The 19,869-nt window shown below is 54.1% G+C and carries 16 protein-coding genes; 7 read left to right on the forward strand and 9 right to left on the reverse strand.

Annotation, left to right across the window (positions count from 1 at the left end; all coding sequences use genetic code 11):
- Window positions 1-15: 15 nt before the first annotated feature.
- The 4 genes from R3C20_08755 (at window position 16) to R3C20_08770 (ending at window position 6,363) form a co-directional block, all read left to right on the forward strand.
- Complete coding sequence (locus R3C20_08755) at window positions 16-1,728, forward strand: ATP-binding protein (protein ID MEZ6040583.1); 1,713 nt, start codon at window positions 16-18, stop codon at window positions 1,726-1,728.
- A gap of 271 nt (window positions 1,729-1,999) precedes the next feature.
- Window positions 2,000-4,753 carry a DUF1592 domain-containing protein gene (locus tag R3C20_08760; GenBank protein ID MEZ6040584.1) on the forward strand — a complete coding sequence of 918 codons (2,754 nt, stop codon included), beginning with the start codon at window positions 2,000-2,002 and terminating at the stop codon, window positions 4,751-4,753.
- 41 nt (window positions 4,754-4,794) lie between these two features.
- A complete protein-coding gene (locus tag R3C20_08765; protein MEZ6040585.1) occupies window positions 4,795-6,138 on the forward strand; it encodes a DUF1552 domain-containing protein in 1,344 nt (447 codons plus the stop codon).
- Between the two features lie 48 nt (window positions 6,139-6,186).
- Window positions 6,187-6,363, forward strand: coding sequence for a hypothetical protein (locus R3C20_08770; GenBank protein MEZ6040586.1), 177 nt, complete (start codon window positions 6,187-6,189; stop codon window positions 6,361-6,363).
- A 293-nt stretch (window positions 6,364-6,656) separates the two neighbouring features.
- On the opposite strand, the gene R3C20_08775 is transcribed toward R3C20_08770, so the two are convergent.
- The 8 genes from R3C20_08775 to R3C20_08810 form a co-directional block, all read right to left on the reverse strand.
- On the reverse strand, window positions 6,657-7,385 hold the full coding sequence (locus R3C20_08775) for a sigma-70 family RNA polymerase sigma factor (GenBank protein MEZ6040587.1): 729 nt from the start codon (window positions 7,383-7,385) through the stop codon (window positions 6,657-6,659).
- A gap of 39 nt (window positions 7,386-7,424) precedes the next feature.
- The gene (locus R3C20_08780; protein ID MEZ6040588.1) at window positions 7,425-7,643 is read right to left on the reverse strand and encodes a hypothetical protein; all 219 of its coding nucleotides are present in this window, start codon (window positions 7,641-7,643) and stop codon (window positions 7,425-7,427) included.
- A 142-nt stretch (window positions 7,644-7,785) separates the two neighbouring features.
- Complete coding sequence (locus tag R3C20_08785; protein ID MEZ6040589.1) at window positions 7,786-9,975, reverse strand: flagellar biosynthesis protein FlhA; 2,190 nt, start codon at window positions 9,973-9,975, stop codon at window positions 7,786-7,788.
- A 64-nt stretch (window positions 9,976-10,039) separates the two neighbouring features.
- Entirely contained in the window at window positions 10,040-10,723 is a 684-nt protein-coding gene (gene fliP, locus R3C20_08790; GenBank protein MEZ6040590.1) for a flagellar type III secretion system pore protein FliP, read from the reverse strand.
- A gap of 2 nt (window positions 10,724-10,725) precedes the next feature.
- Complete coding sequence (locus R3C20_08795) at window positions 10,726-11,667, reverse strand: flagellar biosynthetic protein FliO (protein ID MEZ6040591.1); 942 nt, start codon at window positions 11,665-11,667, stop codon at window positions 10,726-10,728.
- A gap of 41 nt (window positions 11,668-11,708) precedes the next feature.
- Complete coding sequence (fliN, locus tag R3C20_08800; GenBank protein MEZ6040592.1) at window positions 11,709-12,095, reverse strand: flagellar motor switch protein FliN; 387 nt, start codon at window positions 12,093-12,095, stop codon at window positions 11,709-11,711.
- Window positions 12,096-12,142: 47 nt separating this feature from the next.
- A complete protein-coding gene (locus R3C20_08805; protein ID MEZ6040593.1) occupies window positions 12,143-13,039 on the reverse strand; it encodes a FliM/FliN family flagellar motor switch protein in 897 nt (298 codons plus the stop codon).
- A gap of 24 nt (window positions 13,040-13,063) precedes the next feature.
- Window positions 13,064-13,594 carry a flagellar basal body-associated FliL family protein gene (locus tag R3C20_08810; GenBank protein MEZ6040594.1) on the reverse strand — a complete coding sequence of 177 codons (531 nt, stop codon included), beginning with the start codon at window positions 13,592-13,594 and terminating at the stop codon, window positions 13,064-13,066.
- A gap of 715 nt (window positions 13,595-14,309) precedes the next feature.
- Between R3C20_08810 and R3C20_08815 the strand changes: the two genes are divergently transcribed.
- Window positions 14,310-15,893, forward strand: coding sequence for a porin (locus tag R3C20_08815; GenBank protein ID MEZ6040595.1), 1,584 nt, complete (start codon window positions 14,310-14,312; stop codon window positions 15,891-15,893).
- Between the two features lie 83 nt (window positions 15,894-15,976).
- On the opposite strand, the gene R3C20_08820 is transcribed toward R3C20_08815, so the two are convergent.
- On the reverse strand, window positions 15,977-16,519 hold the full coding sequence (locus R3C20_08820; protein ID MEZ6040596.1) for a hypothetical protein: 543 nt from the start codon (window positions 16,517-16,519) through the stop codon (window positions 15,977-15,979).
- Between the two features lie 216 nt (window positions 16,520-16,735).
- Between R3C20_08820 and R3C20_08825 the strand changes: the two genes are divergently transcribed.
- Complete coding sequence (locus R3C20_08825) at window positions 16,736-18,037, forward strand: dihydroorotase (protein ID MEZ6040597.1); 1,302 nt, start codon at window positions 16,736-16,738, stop codon at window positions 18,035-18,037.
- A gap of 147 nt (window positions 18,038-18,184) precedes the next feature.
- Window positions 18,185-19,663 (forward strand): alkaline phosphatase D family protein, encoded by a 1,479-nt coding sequence (locus R3C20_08830; protein ID MEZ6040598.1) that lies wholly within the window; start codon window positions 18,185-18,187, stop codon window positions 19,661-19,663.
- Window positions 19,664-19,869: the final 206 nt, after the last annotated feature.

Raw genomic sequence — 19,869 nt, forward strand, 5'->3', positions numbered from 1 at the left:
CAACAGAGAAATACAGTGCCTCACGCGACTCTTCTCGTCATTAATGGCTCGAACCGCGGCAACCGTTATGAAGTTGTCAGTGGAAGTGACTGCATCATTGGACGCAGCGTCGGAAGCACAATCCGACTGGATGACAGCGAAGTATCGCGCCAGCACGCACGCATCTCCTTCGATGGCACCGACTATCGCATTGTGGACCTGAATAGTGCAAACGGAACTCAGCTGAATGGTCAGTCGATCGACGAATCTGCTCTTCGAAACGGCGACAGTATTCGAATGGGAGCCACTCTGCTGACATTTCAGACGGCAACCAGCAGTTACGCGCGTGTCGCCACCGGCGACCACATTCATTTCATCGATGATACACCGTCGGCTCAGCATTCGGCTATCGTCCAGAAAGTTCGTGCAGATCAGTCATCAATTGTTGGGATCAGTGCGAACCAGTTTGGAATGGATCTTCTGTACAAGGTGGCGGAAGAATTGGTGACCCCCGCTCATACGCTGGAAACGCTGTTGCAGCGTATTCTGGAATTGACGATGCAGTCATTCGGTGCAGACCGAGGGTGTGTCCTGCTTCGCGATCCCATTGGTTCGGAACTGACCGCGATCGCTTTTTTCAATCGGAACAGCGCCGGCGATCCCCGTACCGCGAGAATGCCGGTGTCACGGTCGATCACCGAATATGTACTGCGTTCGGGGCAGGCCGTCCGTACCTCGGACGCTTTGCTCGATGATCGTTTCGGTGGTGGGCACAGTATTGTCTCGTCGGGAATCAGCGAAGCCATCTGTGCACCGATGAGAGGCCGTTCAGAGCTGTTGGGCGTTTTTTATATCGATACGACCACATCCCGCGATATGACGTCCGCCACGGCACGGCAACGTCTGACGGACGATCATTTGCGAGCCATGCTCACGGTCGCTCGTCAGGCCGCACTTGCAATAGAATCACGGCAGTTTCAGGATGCACTGCTGAAAGCAGAACGATTTGCCGCGATGGGACAGACCATCACGGTGCTCAGCCATCACATCAAGAATATTCTTCAGGGAGTGCGTGGTGGCAGCTACCTGATTCAAATGGGGCTCGACCAGGAAAAGGATGATCTCATTCGCCAGGGTTGGGGAATTGTCGAACGCAACCAGACTCGAATCTACGATCTGGTCATGGATATGTTGTCCTTCAGCAAGGACCGAGTCCCTTCGCTGAAAGCATCTGATCTGAATCGCGTGATGACAGAAGTGGCTGAGCTGGCGAAGTCACGAGCCGAAGAATGTGACGTGAGTTTTGAATTTCGTCCGGCTCCGGACCTGCCAACAACGATGTTCGATCCGGAAGGCATCCATCGGGCGGTACTGAACATTGTTTCCAACGCAATTGACGCGGTGGATGGCATGGAACGCGGCGCGGTTGTCATGCAGACCGGCTACGATCGTCAGGCTGATATGATGATTGTGGCGGTCAGCGACAACGGTCCGGGAATTCCGGAGGAGCAGCGAGCTGCGGTGTTTAATGTTTTCGAATCGTCCAAGGGCTCACGTGGCACAGGTATAGGATTGCCTGTCAGTCGAAAGATTCTTCGTGAACATGGGGGACGCATCCGGATTGAAGGCGGACCGGGAGAAGGGACGCGATTTGTGCTCAGCTGGCCGCGTGGAAATCCCGTCACAATCGACCTGACCCAGTCAGGTTTATCGGTGCAGTCGGACGAAAGCTCCGTCATTCGCCAGTAGGAAAACAATCACATCAGGGACCAATCCTTCCCAACATCCGGGAAATGGCAATTGGAAAGAAGTCTTTTCGCGTACTATACTTGCGTAGTGTGTTTACCCGCCGAATCTCCCCACCCACGGAACACTCTGTTCCAGCATCATCGTTCGCAAGTTGAACAAATCTCGCATGCCACCATCGTTTCAGTGTCCAAACTGCGGATTTTCATTCCGTGCCGAAGAACGTTTTCTCGGTGCCGTCGTCTCGTGTCCGGCGCCTGGGTGCGGGAAGCGTATGCGTTTAGGTAAGGCCCGCACGGCCAGTGCCGACACGAAAGCCGGTGCTTCGCCATCGAGAGTCAGAAGGCTGCCCTCAGGAGTGGCTATCCGATCATCTGTGAAATCCCATTCCACCGAAGAGTTCGACGGACGTGCTTCTGCGAATCGCCCACAGCGAGTGGTGCGCGAGGGTGTTCCGAAGTCGCGACCCTCAGGCTCAGGACAAGGGTCGAAATCGTCGGGATGGAAGCCTGCTGTTTTCAGTTGTCTTGCGACATTGTTTGTTGGTGCATTTGCCGGATGGTCCTACTTGTCAGCAGACGCCAACTCTTCCTCCAAAGCAGCGTCCAGCAACACGGGAAGAAACATCAGTGTTACGGCCGGAAACTCACCGTCACATCGGAATACCCTTCCCGGTTCGATCGATGATGCAATTCTGACTGTCGCTGCCAGTCCCGCGAACAGCAACTCATCGTCATCTGTTCCGTCGCCGCAGGAGATCGCGAAAGAAAATCAGCGCCGCGCATGGGTCTCAGACACGGCCGTGCCGTTCCTGAACAAATACTGCGTCGATTGTCATGGCCCCGATGAACAAAGCGCGGGGATCACGCTGGACGGACTGCAGTCTCCGGACCAGTTCCTGACGGAACGGAAGAACTGGGAACGCGTCTATCGGATGGTGAATGCTGGTGCGATGCCTCCATCCGGCCACGATCCGTTTCCAACAACTGACGAACTCAGTTCGATGGCCGAGGGACTTTATGACGAACTCTACAACTTCGACTGCGAGCTTGAGTATCATGCCGGTCGGCCGACCGTTCAGCGGCTCAACCGAGCGGAATACAACAATACAATCCGCGATTTGTTTGGAATCGACATTAAGCCGGCCGCTGAGTTTCCTCAGGATGATGTCGGCGAAGGATTCGATAACATCGGCGACGTGCTGAGCCTTCCGCCACTGCTGATGGAAAAGTACCTGGACGCAGCAGAGAAAGTTTCCGAGGCTGTTATCGATCTTCGGGATTTTTCGAAACCTCAGGTCCGTAAATTCAGAGGCCCGGAACTTACCTCGTCCCTGGGAACAAAAGCCGACGGCCGAGGCTTTGTTATGCTGCAGACCAATGGCAGCGTCTCCACTCAATTTGAAGCTCCTGCCGACGGTCGATATCGAATTCGAGTCGAATGTACAGCGCATCAGGCGGGACCGGACAAGCCGAGGATGGCAGTGCGCAGTGACGAGCACACCCTGTTCGAATTTGATATCGCCGAGGGCCGCCGACCGGAATGGAATGAGCAAACCGTTGATCTGAAGAAAGGCCTGCAAACGATTTCGGCCGCCTTCCTGAATGACTTCTTCGATGCAAATGCCGAAGACGGTCGAAAAGATCGCAATGCGATGGTTCGAACAATCGAGATCGTCGGTCCGGAAGGTGGAATGGAACCGGAATGGCATGATGTGCATCGCAGGTTTGTCACGATCCGCCCGAGCGAAACGGTCAGTGTTCAGGAGGCTGCCTCTCAGGTGCTGACGCCAATTCTTCGGAAAGCATTCCGTCGACGCATCACGGAAGATGAAGTGGCCAGATTTGCTTCGCTGACAGATCGGTATGTCAATGAAATGGGAGAGTCGTACGACTACGGACTGTCAATTGCGTTGCAGGCAATTCTGGTGTCGCCCGATTTCCTGTTCCGCATCGAACCCGATCCGGCAGAGGGGCAATCCGAACGTTCTCTGACGGCCTTCGAAGTCGCATCACGGCTCTCGTACTTTCTTTGGAGCAGCATGCCCGATGATGAATTACTGACGCTCGCCGAAAACGAGCGATTGCTGGACCATGATATCCTTCGCCAGCAAATTGCTCGCATGCTGAAGAACGAAAAGGCCTCATCGCTCAGTGCGAATTTCGCATCGCAGTGGCTGAACCTCCGAAACCTCAAGGACGTTCGTCCGAACCCGGATGTCTTCCCTGAATTTGATGACGCATTGCGATCCGCAATGGCTTCAGAGACGGAGGCATTGTTTCGGGCTGTCGTCAATGAGAATCGTTCAGTAGATGACTTTCTGATGGCGGACTTTACATTCGTCAACGAGCGTCTGGCGAAACATTACGGCATATCGGGCGTGAGCGGTGATGGCTTTGTTCGAGTCTCTCTGGACGGGACAAATCGGGCAGGTGTCCTGACTCATGCCAGCATTTTGACACTGACGTCCAATCCGGCTCGCACAAGCCCCGTGAAACGTGGAAAATGGATCATGGAGAATATTCTTGGAGAAGCCCCACCGCCACCTCCACCGGCGGTGCCGGAACTGGAAGCGACGGCGAAAGCTTCACCGGGGCTAAGCCTCCGGGAACAACTGGCACTTCACAGAGCGGATCCAGGTTGTGCCTCCTGTCACAAGACGATGGATCCCCTGGGACTTGGACTCGAAAACTTTGACGCGGTGGGACGGTGGCGTGAAACCGACGGCGATAAAGCCGTGGATGCCTCCGGAGAACTCCCGTCCGGCGAAAAATTTCAGGGGTCTCTGGAATTAATGGGGATCCTGAATGCCCGAAAGCAACAGTTTCACCGGGCCCTGACGGAGCGTATGATGGTATACGCTCTGGGACGTGGTCTGGAGTATTACGATAAATGTGTTGTTGACGAGACTGTAAAAACCATGAATCAGCACGGCAATCGTTTCTCTTCGTTGATCGAAGGGATCGTTCTGTCCGATTCATTTCTAAAGAGAAGCCGGACACGCGACAAAGCGATTGCTTCCAATTGACTCTCCCGCCTGCAGAAACCTCCCACCACAAGGCTTGCCAAATGACCTCTCGATTTTCATTGAACCGTCGGTCGGTGCTCCGCGGAATTGGAACCGGCCTGTCTCTACCCCTGCTCGACATCATGCAGCCGGCGGCGCGTGCATCACTAGCCGGTGGAGCTGCTGCGGGGGCCAATGCAGCCAATGTGCGAATGGCATGCTTGTTCTTTGCCAACGGGGCAATCATGCCCGAATGGAAGCCGACGGGTGAAGGTCGGGACTTTCAGTTTTCAAAGTCGCTCGAACCACTGGAAGCATTCCGGGACGATTTAAATATCCTGGGTGGTCTGGCCCAACACCATGCTCGCGCAAACGGTGATGGTGCCGGCGACCACGCTCGAAACGCCAGTGCATTCCTGACAGGCGCTCAGCCCCGTAAGACGTCCGGCGCGGATATCAGCGTCGGAATCTCAATCGACCAGGCCGTCGCTGCGCAAGTCGGCAGTCAAACACGGTTGCCATCAATCGAACTCGGTATTGACCGCGGCCGAAATGCGGGAAGCTGCGACTCCGGTTACAGTTGTGCCTATTCAAGCAACATTTCGTGGAAGTCTGCCAGCACGCCTTGTTCCAAGGAAGTCAATCCGCGGGCAGCTTTCGAACGATTATTCGGAAGCCCGGAAACTGCGGCAGACATGGAACGGCGCATTCGCAATCGCAAAAGCATCCTCGACTTCGTTGCTGACGACGCCCGACGACTGAACCGCAATCTGGGCAGTTCGGATCGACAGAAACTGGATGAATACTTCACAAGCGTTCGCGAAATCGAAGAGCGCGTCGCGCGGGCGGCTTCCGGCCCGAAAGAGATCCCGGAACTTGCCTTACCAGAAGGCGTGCCTGCAGAACTGCCGGAACACATGCGATTGATGTTCGATATTATTGTGCTGGCGTTTCAGACGAATTGCACACGCGTTGCAACTCTGATGATTGCGGACGCTGGCAGTAACAGAACGTATCCGGAGATCGGCGTTAAGAATGGTCATCACGAACTGTCTCATCATCGCAATGATGAAGAGATGATGAAGCAGATTGCCAAAATCGACCGCTACCTGGTCGAACAATTCGCCTACTTCCTGCAGCGGATGAAATCCGTCCGGGAAGGCGATCGGACACTGCTGGACAACAGCATGATCCTTTACGGGAGTGCCATAGCGGACGGCAATCGACACAACCACCACGATTTGCCAATCATCCTGGCTGGCAAGGGTGGCGGCTCGATCGAAACTGGTCGTCACATAGTGATGAAGGAAGAAACTCCGCTGAACAATCTGTTTCTCGGAATGTCCCAGCGAATGGGTGTTTCGATCGACCGTTTGGGAGACAGCACCGGCATCCTGGAGCTTTAGTCTGTCAGGGGAATCCGCAGTTGATCAGAGCGGCAGAACGGGCGTCAGATGATTTTGACTGAATCGTATCAGACGCCCGACGCTTTTTCGGAGATCGAGCGAGAGGTCGTGCCCCTTTCAGCAACGCCCCACATTGCTGGTAGCGGTGGTGGACACTACGGACCGACGCTGCCAGCACCGTCCATGCTTCCAGCTGCAATAATGCGACTTCAGGCGACGCTCTGATCTTCGTGTACGCCGAATTCGCCATCGTAGTGGCAGTCCAGCACGATCTGTTCACCGCAGCGACAGCGGATGTTAATCTCGATGATATCTCCGGTTTCAGGATCCGTTTCGACTGAGACTTCGGGAACTTCGTTTCCGCAACGAATCCTGTCGGCGAGGGGAGACGACCCGTCCGCTGAATCGAACATTGTTGCCGGAAAGAACTGAGCTGACGGAGCGAGCGTTCATTGGAATCATCCCTGATCAAGAATTCAGAGCCAGGATTGTCAACACAAAGTTCTTACACGGGCGTGTCAGGAAACGTCGCTCATCATTCGAATGATTGAGGTCCGTAGTCGCAATTCGGCTTCGGCCAGCAGGCGCGAAACTCGAGATTCTGAAAGCTCAAGAACCTCACCAATTTCCTTCATCCGCATGTCTTCGTAGTGGTACATGGCCACAGCATTTCGCATGTTATCAGGGAGCTGAGAAATCGCTTCAATAAGAATTTCTCGCTGTTCCATCTGAAATGATGCAGCTTCACCATCCAGGATTCGATCGTCCGGATTCGGGATCTCGCAGAGTTCGTCTGTCCAGTTTTCGGGCCTTGTTAGACGAATAGCAGCCAGGCACTCTTCCACGTGATCGATGGACAGCCCGGTCGCTGCAGAGATTTTTTCAGATGTCAGAGGGAGTTCAATGTCGGCCGACTTCTCGCGGATCAACGCCCACGTCTGCAGCATTTTCTGAGGAAGTGGGCAGTTGCGACGCAGCTCATCAACAATCGCACCTTTGATGCGACGATACGCGAACGTTGTGAAGGCTACACCGCGTGTCGGATCAAATTGACCAGCTGCTTCCACGAGGCCAAGGATACCCGCAGACTCCAGATTTTCGCTGTCCACATGTTCCGGCAACGAGCCCAGCATGCGACCGAGGATGTGGCGCACGAAGGAGAGATGCTCCAGGATCAGCTGGTCTCTCAGGTCTGCTCTGCACACCTTGTGGTATGCACGGACTGCGGATTGAATTCCTGCGCTCATCAGTTCCCGCCATACTTTCGCTGATGCAAACGATGCTGGTTAGTCATCTGAGTCCTGCCCCGGATCGGAGGTCACCACGATCCAAACCAAAGCCCTTACAAAGAATGCTGTCAGTAATCCCGTCGCTGTTGAGCGGATAACGATCTCTGCCGGAGCCATTTGCCGAAACAGGCCGAACAGAACGACAAAGCAGCTCAGGAGAAGACCGATCACCCGGCCCCATGGCTGCTGATGCAGACTGCTGATTTCCTGATCCATAAATGGGCACCACTTGGAACATCCATATTCTCAGCTCGTTCCACGAACAAACTGATCCATCCACTTTTCAGACGCTTTGATCAAAGAGAGAGAAGTCGAATGCGATGTTGATATACGGCCTCGAGTCCCTTCTATTAGTATGTCACGCAGCCTCGCGTTTCGTCGGACTGATCTCCCCCGTATTTACCCTTCCCTGTGTCGGTTCATTCGTTGCATTCGGTCCGACGATGTCATCGTGCTGAAGAATGACAACGGAATCGATTACTATATCACTGGGTATTTCCTGGTAGGCAACGATTCCCAGGTCAGGAGTTGTCCTGGCAAGAAGCCGTCGAACCGGTCTCCGGAGAGATTGATCGACCAAAAGTGCCAATGGCTGTTGTCTACGTTCAGAATCTTTCCATGCCTTGCCAACTGCTTCGATCAATCGCGTCAATGGTACAGCTCCCAGTGCCAGTTGATCCTGATTTACGGACTGACGCATGCGGGTATCCAGGCGGGGGTCAATCGCAATGACGCGGAGGCGACCATCAACGCCGCGAAAACGTTCGCAAACCAGACGGCCAAGATCGACACGGACAAAATCCGTTAGCTCCTCCGGGGTCTTACACGACGGTGCATGATTGATGATAGATTCGAGTATCAGAGCAATGTCAGACAGTGGAATCCGATCTTCGGCCAGTTGAACAAGCACCTGATGAAGCGTTCCCATGCGAATGGTCTCCGGCTTGATCTCATCTACGATGGTGGGAGCAAATTCACGTGCTCGATCCAGAATCTGTTTCAGCGCTTCTCGCGTCAGTAACTCGTGTCCATAACGCTTCAGAATTTCACCCAGGTGCGTAATCAGGACACTGAGCGGATCCACAACCGTACAACCCTGCATCTCTGCAGTGCGACGATTTTCATCAGCGATCCATCGCGCATCGAGTCCAAAAGCAGGCTCTGTTGTTGCTTCACCCGAGACGTTGACAGCCTTGGAATCCGGCAGAATCGCCAGCATCAGGTCCGTACGAAGCTCGGCCCCCGCCACCTTTCGGCCAGCGATAAGAATCCGGTACTCTTCCGGATTCAAAGACAGGTTGCTGTGAACCCGCATCGGTGGAACCCAAAGGCCATTCAACTTCGAAAACTCGCGTCGAAGCGCCGTAATACGTTCGGACAGTCCTTTGACTCGCTTGCTCTGAATGTATGGAACCAGTCGAGAACCGACTTCAACCACAGCACGTTCGGTCAGGAGAAATTCATCCAGGTAGCGGTCATCATCAGGTTCTTCGCCAGCCACATTGTTACTGATCCCGCCTCCGCCTCCTGGAGGCGTCGGTTGCCCAGGATGGTGATCGCTCGGATCTTCGTCCTGCGCCGTCAACTTCTTCCGTGAACTGAGGACCCCCAAATACATGGCGCCGGCGACGCCCAGAAATGGCAGCTTGGGAAGGCCCGGCATCAGACTGATCACCACAAGTAATGTCGCGCCAACCCAAACGGGACGTTCAGATGCCAGCATCTGGGTCTTGATTTCATCCCCCAGACTGTCGTCGGATGAGGTTTTGGTCACCAGAAGTCCCGCCGTTGTGGCAATGATCAGGGCGGGAATCTGTGAAACAAGTCCATCTCCAACTGTCAGGATCGAGTAGGTCTTGATGGATTCACCAAATGACATTCCTCGCGAAATGCCCACGATCACGCCGCCGACCAGGTTCACCCCGGTGACGATCAATCCGGCAACTGCATCACCTCGAACAAACTTGCTGGCCCCATCCATCGCACCATAGAATTCTGTCTCCCGCGAAAGCTCCTCACGACGTCTGCGTGCTTCCTTGTCATCGATCGAACCCGCGTTCAGTTCTCCATCAATCGCCATCTGCTTTCCGGGCATGGCATCCAGAGTAAAGCGTGCCGAGACTTCTGAAATTCGGCCGGCACCTTTCGTGACAACCATGAACTGCACGACGACCAGAATCAGAAAAACAACCAGCCCAACAACCAGATTTCCGCCCACAACATAATTGCCAAAGGCGGTCACGATGTGGCCGGCATCACCCTCCAGCAGAATCAGGCGCGTCGTGGCAATATTCATCGCGACGCGGTAAAGCGTCAGCAAAAGAAGCAGCGACGGGAATACTGTCAGATCCAGTGCCCGGCGGGCACTAAGCGTCACCAGCAGCAGAAGCGTTGTGATTCCAAGGTTGCCCGCAAGCAGCACATCCAGCAGCCATTGCGGCAATGGCACGAGCATGATGACAAGCACAAACAGCATCGCAAGAGACAATGCTGTTTCGCTCTTCAGCGAAAGAAAACCGCCGGGCTTATTGATACTGGGTTGAGTCATTGCGGGAGCAAATGTCTATTAAAGAACGAACACTTCAGACGGCTGATTCGCCTTCCGGACGCGGTCAGTGAAAACTCATGCTGAGGACGTGAGCGATCAACTGCCATCCATCCACCAGGACGAACAGCATGATCTTGAAGGGTGTGGAAATCACCATCGGAGACATCATCATCATGCCCAGTGACATCAGGATGACGGACACAACAAGGTCGATCAGGATGAATGGGATATAAAGACAGAATCCCATGATGAACGCCGTCTTCAGTTCACTGATGACGTAGGCGGGAATCAGCACATTCATCGGCGTGTCATAAGGCGTTTGAATCCGGGAAATCCTGGCCATTTTCGCGAACAGCGCGATGTCCTGCAGTCGTGTCTGCTGCAGCATGAACGACTTCATTGCGTCTGATCCATTACTGAGTGCCTGGTCAAGCGAGATCTGGTCGGCCAGGTATGGCTGAACGGCATCTTTCTCGATCAGCGTGATTGTTGGCGACATCACAAAGAACGTCAGGAAAAGGGACAGGCCCAGAATCACCTGCGTCGGAGGAATTTCCTGAGTTGACAGTGCGCGGCGCACAAACGAAAGAACAATGACGATGCGTGTAAACGCCGTCATAGTGACCAGGGCAGATGAAATCAGCGCCATACCGCCGATAAACAATGCCACTTTCAACTGGGGCGACAGCGCTTCGAAACCGTCGGAGGAAATGACCTGCTGGACTGTCGATGCTGACTCAAGATCCATCGCTACGCCTCCATTCGTGTATTGATGGAATACTGATCATCAGTGTGGAGGTCAGCCTGCACAACCGTCTCTTCAAAAGAGGGCGGTGTCAGAACAATCGTGCGAATACCACCGGAGTCCGATCCAACAAGAGCGCGAAGTCCATCCATTTCAATCAACGATATGGTACGACCAGGCCCCAGGGAAAGCGTCTGCAGAACCCGAGACTGACCGTTGCTGACCGGAAGCAAACCACGACTCTGCTGCCATTTTCGCATTCCAATCACAGAAAGGATGAGAATACATAACAAGACAATCAGCCAGATCACGGTCGTGATGAAACGAGATTTTGGAAACACCGAACCACTGTTGATCGCTTCTTCTCCCGGGCTCTTTGAGAATGGCACCTGCGGAGACGAAGCATCAGCTGATTCTGCTCGCAGATCAAGAAACGGCGCTGCCTCCGACAAGGGCTCCTGCGCACTGGAATCTGATGTCCGGCGAAGATGGTTCCCACGGTTGCTGGCGGGCTGGTCGCTGACGGGCGGGTTGCTGGCGGGCTGGCGCTGTCCCGTTGGCCACTTCGTCACAGCCGGCGGAGCCGCGAACAGATCTGTCGGAGTTAACTGTGTCCTCGGGATGGAGGGCGGTGCCAGTGTTCGGTCTGCTGGATTCTGTAAAGTCGCTTCTCCGGCCGGATGATTCTGCACCGGGTTGGATTCCGGTGAGCTAAGCTCGGTGAGTTGGTAGAGCCCAGATTCTGGTGTCGCGAAAACCTGTGACGCGTCGTTGCATAAAACCAGAAGGCAGGCAGCCGAGACCGTTGCGAAACGCAGCCCGGTGCAAAAGACGCACTGACACAATTCCCGGAATGGCTCGCGCGCGGAATCTCTGTCCAGAGGCAGGCCAGGAGCCTGTCTTCTGCGAAAGGATTCGTAACCGGCTTCCGTGCTGGTGACCTGCATATCCTGAGTTTCTGTCTGTCAACAACTCTTGTGACGGGTGTCTATTCTTCGCTGCTCGCGATCTCAGTGATCCGAACGGCAAAACGGTCATCAATGACCACCACTTCGCCACTTGCGATACGGATTCCCTGGGCCATGACATCCACCGATTCAGTGACACTCCGATTCAATTCCACAACCGCGCCTTCGCCCAGTTGAAGCATCTCACCGATCGGCATCGTGACTCGGCCAATTTCTACCGACAGTTCGATGCTGACCTCAGCAAAACGTTCGATTGGAAGGCTCGACTTTGCCTTTGACTTCGACGCCTGAGGGAATTCGACGGGATGAGCTTCTGAAACGTTCTCAGCCACATCTCCCTGAATCTGATCGACAACACTTTCAGAGGCGGATTCTTCTGCGACAGCTGTTTCTTCTGCATTACTCACGAGAGATCATCCTTCACTATCGATCGATCACAATAAACAACGTTTTGTCACTGGTGCTTCGTGGGCTGTCTCTTTTGTGAGGCCGTCGCGATCACCCTGAACCCCTGACGCGGCCCCATTCGACAAGGGTGCCCGAGCCATTGCAGTTTGCCGCCTATCGATGCTTCCAGCGGGGCTGTGACAGGTTGATCCAACATCAGAACATCTCCGACCGCCAGGTTGTTCATCTGTTTCAGTGTGAGACTGGCGCGTCCGAGTTCCACGATCAGCGTTACCGGAAGCTTTTCAGCAAGTGCTCGCAGTTGTGGTGTCGCGGGCTGAGCCGCGGATTCCTGCGGGTCTGTTTCGACAATGCCAATTGATGCCAGCCCGGCTCTCGGAAACAACAGCGTGATCTCATCCGTTCCCAGCGGCAGTGTCAGCGTGATTCGAGTTCGTGCAAGAATCTCATCCGGAGGGAAGACGCGACTGCGAAGAGGTCTTGAGACCACGCTTTGAAGGAAGCACTGAAGTGGATCGACATCTGGCCACGCAACGCTGAACGAACGCGCGACTTCGCCCATGAGCAGTTCGACCATCGATGCTTCCGCCGGAGTCAGGGGCTTTACTTCCGGCCACTCCTCGCCAAGGGTCCCGAGCATGTCTGATACCAGGGCCTGAATCGTTTGCGCAGAGAATACGACAAACGCAGGAAATCGTTCTTCTCCAATGGCAAGTCGTGCGGCATAACCGGGATCCGGCAGGCTGCGAATTGCCTTCTGAGCGACGCTGGAGTCCAGCTGTCCCAGATTCAGATCGAATTCGGACCCGAGCAGTCCCTGCCAGATCTCCTTCAGAATCGAACACGCCGTTGTCTGCCACGAAGACAGCGCGCGGTTGGCTGATCCCGTCAAACCACGCGGGGCAGAGAAGTCGACATTGAAGATGGCATCGGATTGAGTCATGAATACTGTGTCATGAATTTGGAATTACTGCACGTTGTACTTGTCGAACAGCACGTCATAGATCATGTCCGTCCCGTCCGGGTAAAGGACAGAATTGAAATGCTCTCGAATTGTCCTGCGAAGTCGATTCATACCTGCCGCGCCGCGGACGTCGTCAAGCTCCATGTCTGCCATTTCGCTTAACAACCAGCTGCGAAGCTGTGCCTTTTTGGTTTCCAGCAGCTTCGGGAATTCCAGTTCCTGTGACTTCGGGATTTGCAGTGTGATCGCCACGAGGAGAAAACGCGTCATTCGGCTTTCGTTAAGATTGACAGTGATATCCTGATCTTTCTTGGGGTCACCGAATGTGACAAAAACGGTTTCTTCCTCCTTTGGCAACTCGAAGACAGGCTTTTTCACCTCCACAATCGGCTCTGCCTCCGCTGGATCGCTCGTCGGCATCAGCAGCGGAACAGCACTTCCTGCAGCTGCGCTGATAATTCCGACAACAATCCAGGGCAGGACGCTGGGCTTCCCTTTCTCGTCGCTTGCTTCTGCTGCCTGTTCGTCTGCCATGGCTCCACTATCGCCTGTTGTTTCCCGAGATTTCAAAGGACCGGAAGGATGGGTGTGATCCCTACCGGTTGCTCAATTGCTACTGTCGAAACCATGTGTCATGGCGGAAGTACATCCGCAATGAACGTGAGCCCGTGAGTGCAATCGACCGCAATGGATGATCAGTCTGATGGATTTAACGATCAGGCAATTGGTGACGGTCAGATACTGGTTTTAAGGCATAGGAAGACTACCTCGCGTGAAGGAAGTCTGCCGCTGGAGCGTGAATCGCCTGTCGCCTGAGTGTTTTCCCCCTCGCATAAGTGTGAGAGACGATTCGCAGACGCGAAACTTGAGTCATTACGACGATAGGGCATCGAAATTCATCTTTGGATGGTGCCCATCCCGTGGTGATCGGCATTCTGCGCGAATTCGACAGAAGCCTCCCTGTCATGGCGATCCGGGTAAGCAGTCCACCAGGCACAGTCTCCGCGATCGTTGCGACAGTCGATGGCGGATATATGTAATGTTAAGACTAAAGACTGTGTGTGTGTGCATTAACAAATTGCCGTCGATTGTTAATTCCGGATGAGGTTGCCACCGGATTCGTTCAGGTTGAACCTCTTCACCACATCAGGCAGCCACGATCCGTGGTACTGCAGGAGCTGTGGAAGCCAAATACGATAGCGCGGGCCAGGAAGGCCTGCGTCAGATCAGGTGGAAAGGAATCCTTATCGTGTTAAGAAAACGTTATGCCGCCGTCACCCTCGCGCTGGCTACTCTGTGGCCAGGTGGAACAGCAGCGTTACTCGCCGAAGATGGTCCACCGTCTGACTATCAGTACGGATTTCTGAACAGCCTTCGTGTGACCAGCAACTCGCTGCAATCGGATGCATTTGAGTCGTTGAACGTGGTTCCCGTCTCCGCCAGTGCCACAAATTCACTGAACGGCCCTGTGCGCCCCTATGAGGACGAAGCGTCAGAGACGGACACGGAAGGTGAACTTTCGTTCGAAGATCGTCTTGCCAAAATGGAAAAGGGCTGGGAGGATCTGGATAAGGCCTGGAAAAAGCTCGAAGACGCAGAGAAGAAGAAAAAAGCGGATGCTGCTTCGAAGCCTACTTATAAGATCAACGGACGAATCCACGCTGATTACTGGGACTATCTGAATACTTCAGCCGGGATTGGCTATTTCGAACACCCCAGTGGGGCTGCGTTCGGCAACGATCCGGACGATATGTTTGCCTTCCGCCGAATTCGGCTCGAGATGAAGGGCGACATTCCTGATCACATGCTCTGGAGAATTCAGGTCGACTTCAACAACCCTAGTGCTGCGGAGTTGAAAGACGGGTATCTGGGTTTCAGCAATCTGCCGGGCAATCAGGTCCTTCTGATTGGAAATCAAAAGCGACCGCTGGGTCTGGACCATTTGAACAGCAGCCGTTTCAACGTCTTTATGGAACGGCCGCTGGTTGTCGAGACTTTCAATTCCGATGCACGTCGCCCTGGGATCTGCATGCACGGGTACTCGGATGATGAAACATACCATTGGAGTTACGGTGCCTTTTACCTGGAAAATATTTCCGGAGACGGTCGGACGCTGGGGGACTCTCGTCAGATGAGTGTCAACGGGCGTTTCGGGGCCACGCCCTGGTACGATGACGCCAGCGACGGAAGAGGCTATTTTCATTGGGCCGTGGCTGGCATGGCTGCTGACCCGGACGGTGGAGCCTCTGCTGCGGACCCATTCTCAAATGAAAGCCGATTTGCGACGCGAGCTGAAAATCGCAGCGGAAGCCGCTGGTTCGATACCTCCGCCATCTCTGGCGCCGGTTGGTACGAGGTGCTTGCTGCAGAAGCCATTATGAACGTGGGGCCAACACAGATTGTTGGCGAATATCAGCACACGTTTGTCCAGCGCGACAGTGGATTCAATGACATTAACCTCAGCGGTGGATATGTCTATGTGTCCTACTTCCTGACGGGTGAGTACATTCCGTTTGATCGAACCAGTGGCACGATTGAGCGAGTCGTGCCCCACGAGAACTTCTTCCTTGTCGATCGCCAGTGCGGTGGACATGGAGTTGGCTGGGGTGCATGGAATGTGGCTGCACGCTATTCGTACCTGGATCTGACTGACGGTGACGTACTGGGAGGAGTCGGCAACGCCGGAACCCTGGCGTTGAACTGGTTCTGGAATCCGTTTGCAAAAGTGCAGTTCAATCTGACCCATGGTGCCGTCACCGACCACAGGAACGTCGGCGGCTACATGGCGGGCGATTACACAACTCTGGGCACACGTTTTGCCATTGAGTTCTGATGATGGTCATTTTTTCACTGAGTGCCAATCACTAAATTCAACGCGAAGTGGCGATCCAACACAACAATGTGTGCCAGCGCGATTCATACGGAGATGAACCGATGCGAAAACATCACAACACGGGGATGGCTGTGGTGGCTTCCCTGTTTGCCCTGCTGACAGCTGCGAACGTGACTGCCGGAGATTCGTGCGGCTGCCAGAAACCGGCCAACTGCATGAACCACGGATGTGGTGAAGGCTGCTGCATGTTGTCGTGCAGCCCGGAATACAAGACGGTCAAGATCAAGAAACAAGCGTTCGACGTGGAATGCGAGCCTGTCTGCGTGCCGCAGGTCCAGTGTCCGTCCCTGAAAACGATGCTTGGTATCGGCAAACCTTGTGGACTTCTTGGGTGTGGCCTGTTTTCCGGACATTGCAGCGATTCGTGCTGCAATGGTTGCGGGCAGAACGGCTGCAATGGAGGATGCCGGAACGGGCAATGCAATAATGACTGCCATTCGCCAGCCTGTGCAGAAGTTCGGATGGTACGCAAGCTGAAAAAGATCGACTACGAAGTTGAAAAGTGTGTGATCGAGTGGAAAGTTCAGCCCTGTGCCAGCGGCTGTGGGAAATGCTGTTCCGGCCATGGTCCCTCCTGCGGATGTGGGCGAATCTGATCCGACCACACGTTCTTCCAAAGGTCACCTAACTGCCGGTCATCCTGTCATCAGGTCAAATGCCGTACATGACGGGTGCCGTCACTTGCAATCAAATGGAAAGCCCGGTCGAATTCGACCGGGCTTTCTGCATAGACTGCCGGATGAAGTGTCAATCGATCAATTCCGAACCAAAGAACTGAAGTAATGAGAACCCTGATCCGTAACGCGTCTGTGGTTTTGCCGGAAACCACGGCTCAAGTGAATGTACTCGTGGAAGACTCACGAATCGTTTCTATTGACGCCCCTTCCAACACATCCGCCGATGAGATCGTGGATGCGTCCGGACTGCATTTAATTCCCGGAGTGATTGATGATCAGGTGCATTTTCGTGATCCGGGACTCACCCACAAAGAAGACCTCATCACTGGAAGCCGGGCCTGCGCGAAGGGCGGAGTGACCACGTTCCTGGAGATGCCCAATACGAACCCCACGACAACGACCATCGAAGCTCTGCATGCCAAGCTGGAACTGGCATCCAAGAGATGCAGGGTCAACTATGGTTTTTACATTGGTGCGACCCCAAACAATCTCGATGTACTGAAGCGTGCCAGGCGAACTCCCGGCATTAAGATTTTTATAGGATCCAGTACCGGCGATTTACTGGTGGATGACCAGCAGGCACTTGAGCAAATCTTTGCTGAAACAACATTGCCCATTTGCGCGCACTGCGAAGATGAAGCCACCGTCCGCAGCAACGCCGAGCGACTGAATGGAGGTCATTCATACGAAGATCACAGTCTGATTCGCGATCACGCCGCCGCACTGATTGCAACCAGGCGAGCTGTTGATCTGGCCGAACGCCATCAGCACCGGTTTCATGTCCTTCATGTTTCCACCGCTCAGGAAGTGGATTTTCTGAAGACTACCAGTTCTCTGATTACGGCCGAAGTGTGCCCGCATCATCTGTTTTTCAACACGGACGATTACTCGACCCTGAAATCTCTGGTTCAGATGAACCCATCCATTAAATTTCGATCCGACAACGAAGCGCTATGGCGTGGCCTGCTGGATGGCACCATCGAAGTGATTGCAACGGATCATGCCCCTCATTTGCTTGAGGAAAAGAGTCAACCTTATCCCAAGTCCCCATCCGGGCTGCCTGCCGTTGAGAATTCACTTGCACTGATGCTGGATAGTGTTGCGAAAGGCCGCTGCAACCTCCAGCAGGTGGTGGCATGGATGTGTGAAGCGCCGGCACGGGTTTGGAATCTGGCACGCAAGGGAAAGATTCAGGAAGGATTTGATGCGGATCTGGTCCTGGTCGACCTGCAAAAGAACGACACGATTCTCAACGAAAACCAGCTCACGAAAGCGGGTTGGTCTCCGTGGCATGGGACAACCCTCACAGGATGGCCCGTGAGAACCTGGGTGCTGGGCCAAACCGTATTTGTCGACGGCAAAGTGCGCGAAGAAGTACGCGGTGGCGAAGTGGAATTCGATCGATAAGCCATCACGATCAACGCTGGCTGAGCGATGAAATCTGCTGAACTCAAATGGCAGTGGACTTCACCCATCACAACAGGTCGATGCGACGTTGAATCGTTTGCGCGGCAGTTCGTTTCGGCGACCATTCGTTTATACAGAGGAAAAACTATGCGAAGCCTTCTTTCAACGTCTTTCACCCTGCTGTTGATGGTACTGATCTTCCCGACGATGGCACCGGGGCAAACAGAACAGCAATCGTCCGGCTATTTTGCAATGGGGGCGATGTCTGGGGAAGTCACCGCAGACAGTGTTCTGCTGCAAACCAGGCTGGCTGCGATTCCGGGGCCGGAAACTGGGACCGATGGTGACGTTCCCGGTAAGCGAGGACAGTTGTATTTCGAAGTGAGTCCGGACAGAGAACTGAAAGAGCCGCTGACGACCGGACGATATTTGGCCGAAGCATCATCAGACTTTATTGTCCGAGCAAAGATTTCGGGGCTGCAGCCGAATACACGTTACTACTATCGAGCCGTGCTTGTGGATGGTTCAGGAGATTTGCAACACGGAAAAACATGTCAATTCAGGACCCTGCCACCCATCGACTCGACAGAGCCAATTCATTTCTGCATGGGTAGCTGTATGAACTATCACTCCTTCATGACTGGAAAGGCTAATGGTGGTGGGCCTGTGACTGCAACGGATGAAGACAAACAGCTTGGCTATCCAGCGTTTGCTGCGATGAACGCGTTATCGCCGGATTTCTTTATCGGTACAGGTGACATCGTCTACTACGATCACCCGGCGAAGACGGCCGCCACAACGCTGCCCGAACTCCGACGCAAATGGCACGAACAATTTCGGTTCCCCCGACTTGTTACGTTCTTTTCCAACACGCCTGCATACTGGTCCAAGGATGATCACGATTTTCGGTTCAATGATGCTGACCTTTCAGGTCGCAAGTCTCCCGACGCAGCCACCGGGATCGACCTGTTCCGGGAGCAAGTGCCCATTCTTCCTGCCGACGATACAACATCACCAACCTACCGCACCCATCGGGTGAACAAGTACCTGCAGCTATGGTTTGTTGAGGGACGCGACTACCGATCCTCGAACCGCGAGCCAGACGGTCCCGACAAGACGATTTGGGGCGAGGACCAACTGAACTGGCTCAGGCAAACACTCAAACAAAGCGACGCCAGGTGGAAAATCATAGTCACTCCCACCCCAATGGTCGGACCGGATCGCGCCAGCAAGAAGGATAATCACACAAACCCGGGTGGTTTTCGTCACGAAGGAACTGCTTTTCTGAACTGGGTTCAGCAGGAACTGGACGGCCCCGTATTTACATTCTGCGGCGATCGACACTGGCAGTACCACAGTATCCATCCGTCGGGAGTTGAAGAATTCTGCTGTGGCGCCTTGAATGATGAGAATTCAATTCGAGGTACTCGGCCGGGCGACAAAGGCAGCACAGATCCGGATGCCGAAATTCGGCAGCCGTACATTTATGATGAACCCACCGGTGGGTTCCTCCACGTCCTCGTGACGACTCGGGACGACGGTGTGGGAGAACTGACCATTGAACATCGAAACGATCAGGGACAGATTTTGAATTCTGTCGTTCGCCGCACGACCGATCAGCACTAGCTTTCCGTTGAAAAACCGGGACAGGCACACAGGACGACTGAAAACCATCGTGTTTCAGGCTCTCCTGCTCGAGGGAGTCCCGTTTTTCAACAGGCTGCCAGACAAACATATGAACTGCAATGGGTGTTCGAAGAGAGAATTGCAGAATGACCTTTATTGGCATCTGTGTCTGAACTCCCGATGTATTGGCCCGTATTACTCTGTTC

The sequence above is a fragment of the Planctomycetaceae bacterium genome (genome assembly GCA_041398825.1).
Classification (GTDB): Bacteria; Planctomycetota; Planctomycetia; order Planctomycetales; family Planctomycetaceae; genus F1-80-MAGs062.

What these genes read in the sequence shown, in the direction of transcription:
- R3C20_08760 (MEZ6040584.1), top strand. Translation starts at nt 2,000, where the DNA reads ATGCGTTTAGGTAAGGCCCGCACGGCCAGTGCCGACACGAAAGCCGGT.
- R3C20_08765 (MEZ6040585.1), top strand. Translation starts at nt 4,795, where the DNA reads ATGACCTCTCGATTTTCATTGAACCGTCGGTCGGTGCTCCGCGGAATT.
- R3C20_08770 (MEZ6040586.1), top strand. Translation starts at nt 6,187, where the DNA reads ATGATTTTGACTGAATCGTATCAGACGCCCGACGCTTTTTCGGAGATC.
- R3C20_08775 (MEZ6040587.1), bottom strand. Translation starts at nt 7,385, where the DNA reads ATGAGCGCAGGAATTCAATCCGCAGTCCGTGCATACCACAAGGTGTGC.
- R3C20_08780 (MEZ6040588.1), bottom strand. Translation starts at nt 7,643, where the DNA reads ATGGATCAGGAAATCAGCAGTCTGCATCAGCAGCCATGGGGCCGGGTG.
- R3C20_08785 (MEZ6040589.1), bottom strand. Translation starts at nt 9,975, where the DNA reads ATGACTCAACCCAGTATCAATAAGCCCGGCGGTTTTCTTTCGCTGAAG.
- fliP (MEZ6040590.1), bottom strand. Translation starts at nt 10,723, where the DNA reads ATGGATCTTGAGTCAGCATCGACAGTCCAGCAGGTCATTTCCTCCGAC.
- R3C20_08795 (MEZ6040591.1), bottom strand. Translation starts at nt 11,667, where the DNA reads ATGCAGGTCACCAGCACGGAAGCCGGTTACGAATCCTTTCGCAGAAGA.
- R3C20_08805 (MEZ6040593.1), bottom strand. Translation starts at nt 13,039, where the DNA reads ATGACTCAATCCGATGCCATCTTCAATGTCGACTTCTCTGCCCCGCGT.
- R3C20_08810 (MEZ6040594.1), bottom strand. Translation starts at nt 13,594, where the DNA reads ATGGCAGACGAACAGGCAGCAGAAGCAAGCGACGAGAAAGGGAAGCCC.
- R3C20_08820 (MEZ6040596.1), bottom strand. Translation starts at nt 16,519, where the DNA reads ATGGCCGGAACAGCATTTCCCACAGCCGCTGGCACAGGGCTGAACTTT.
- R3C20_08825 (MEZ6040597.1), top strand. Translation starts at nt 16,736, where the DNA reads ATGAGAACCCTGATCCGTAACGCGTCTGTGGTTTTGCCGGAAACCACG.
- R3C20_08830 (MEZ6040598.1), top strand. Translation starts at nt 18,185, where the DNA reads ATGCGAAGCCTTCTTTCAACGTCTTTCACCCTGCTGTTGATGGTACTG.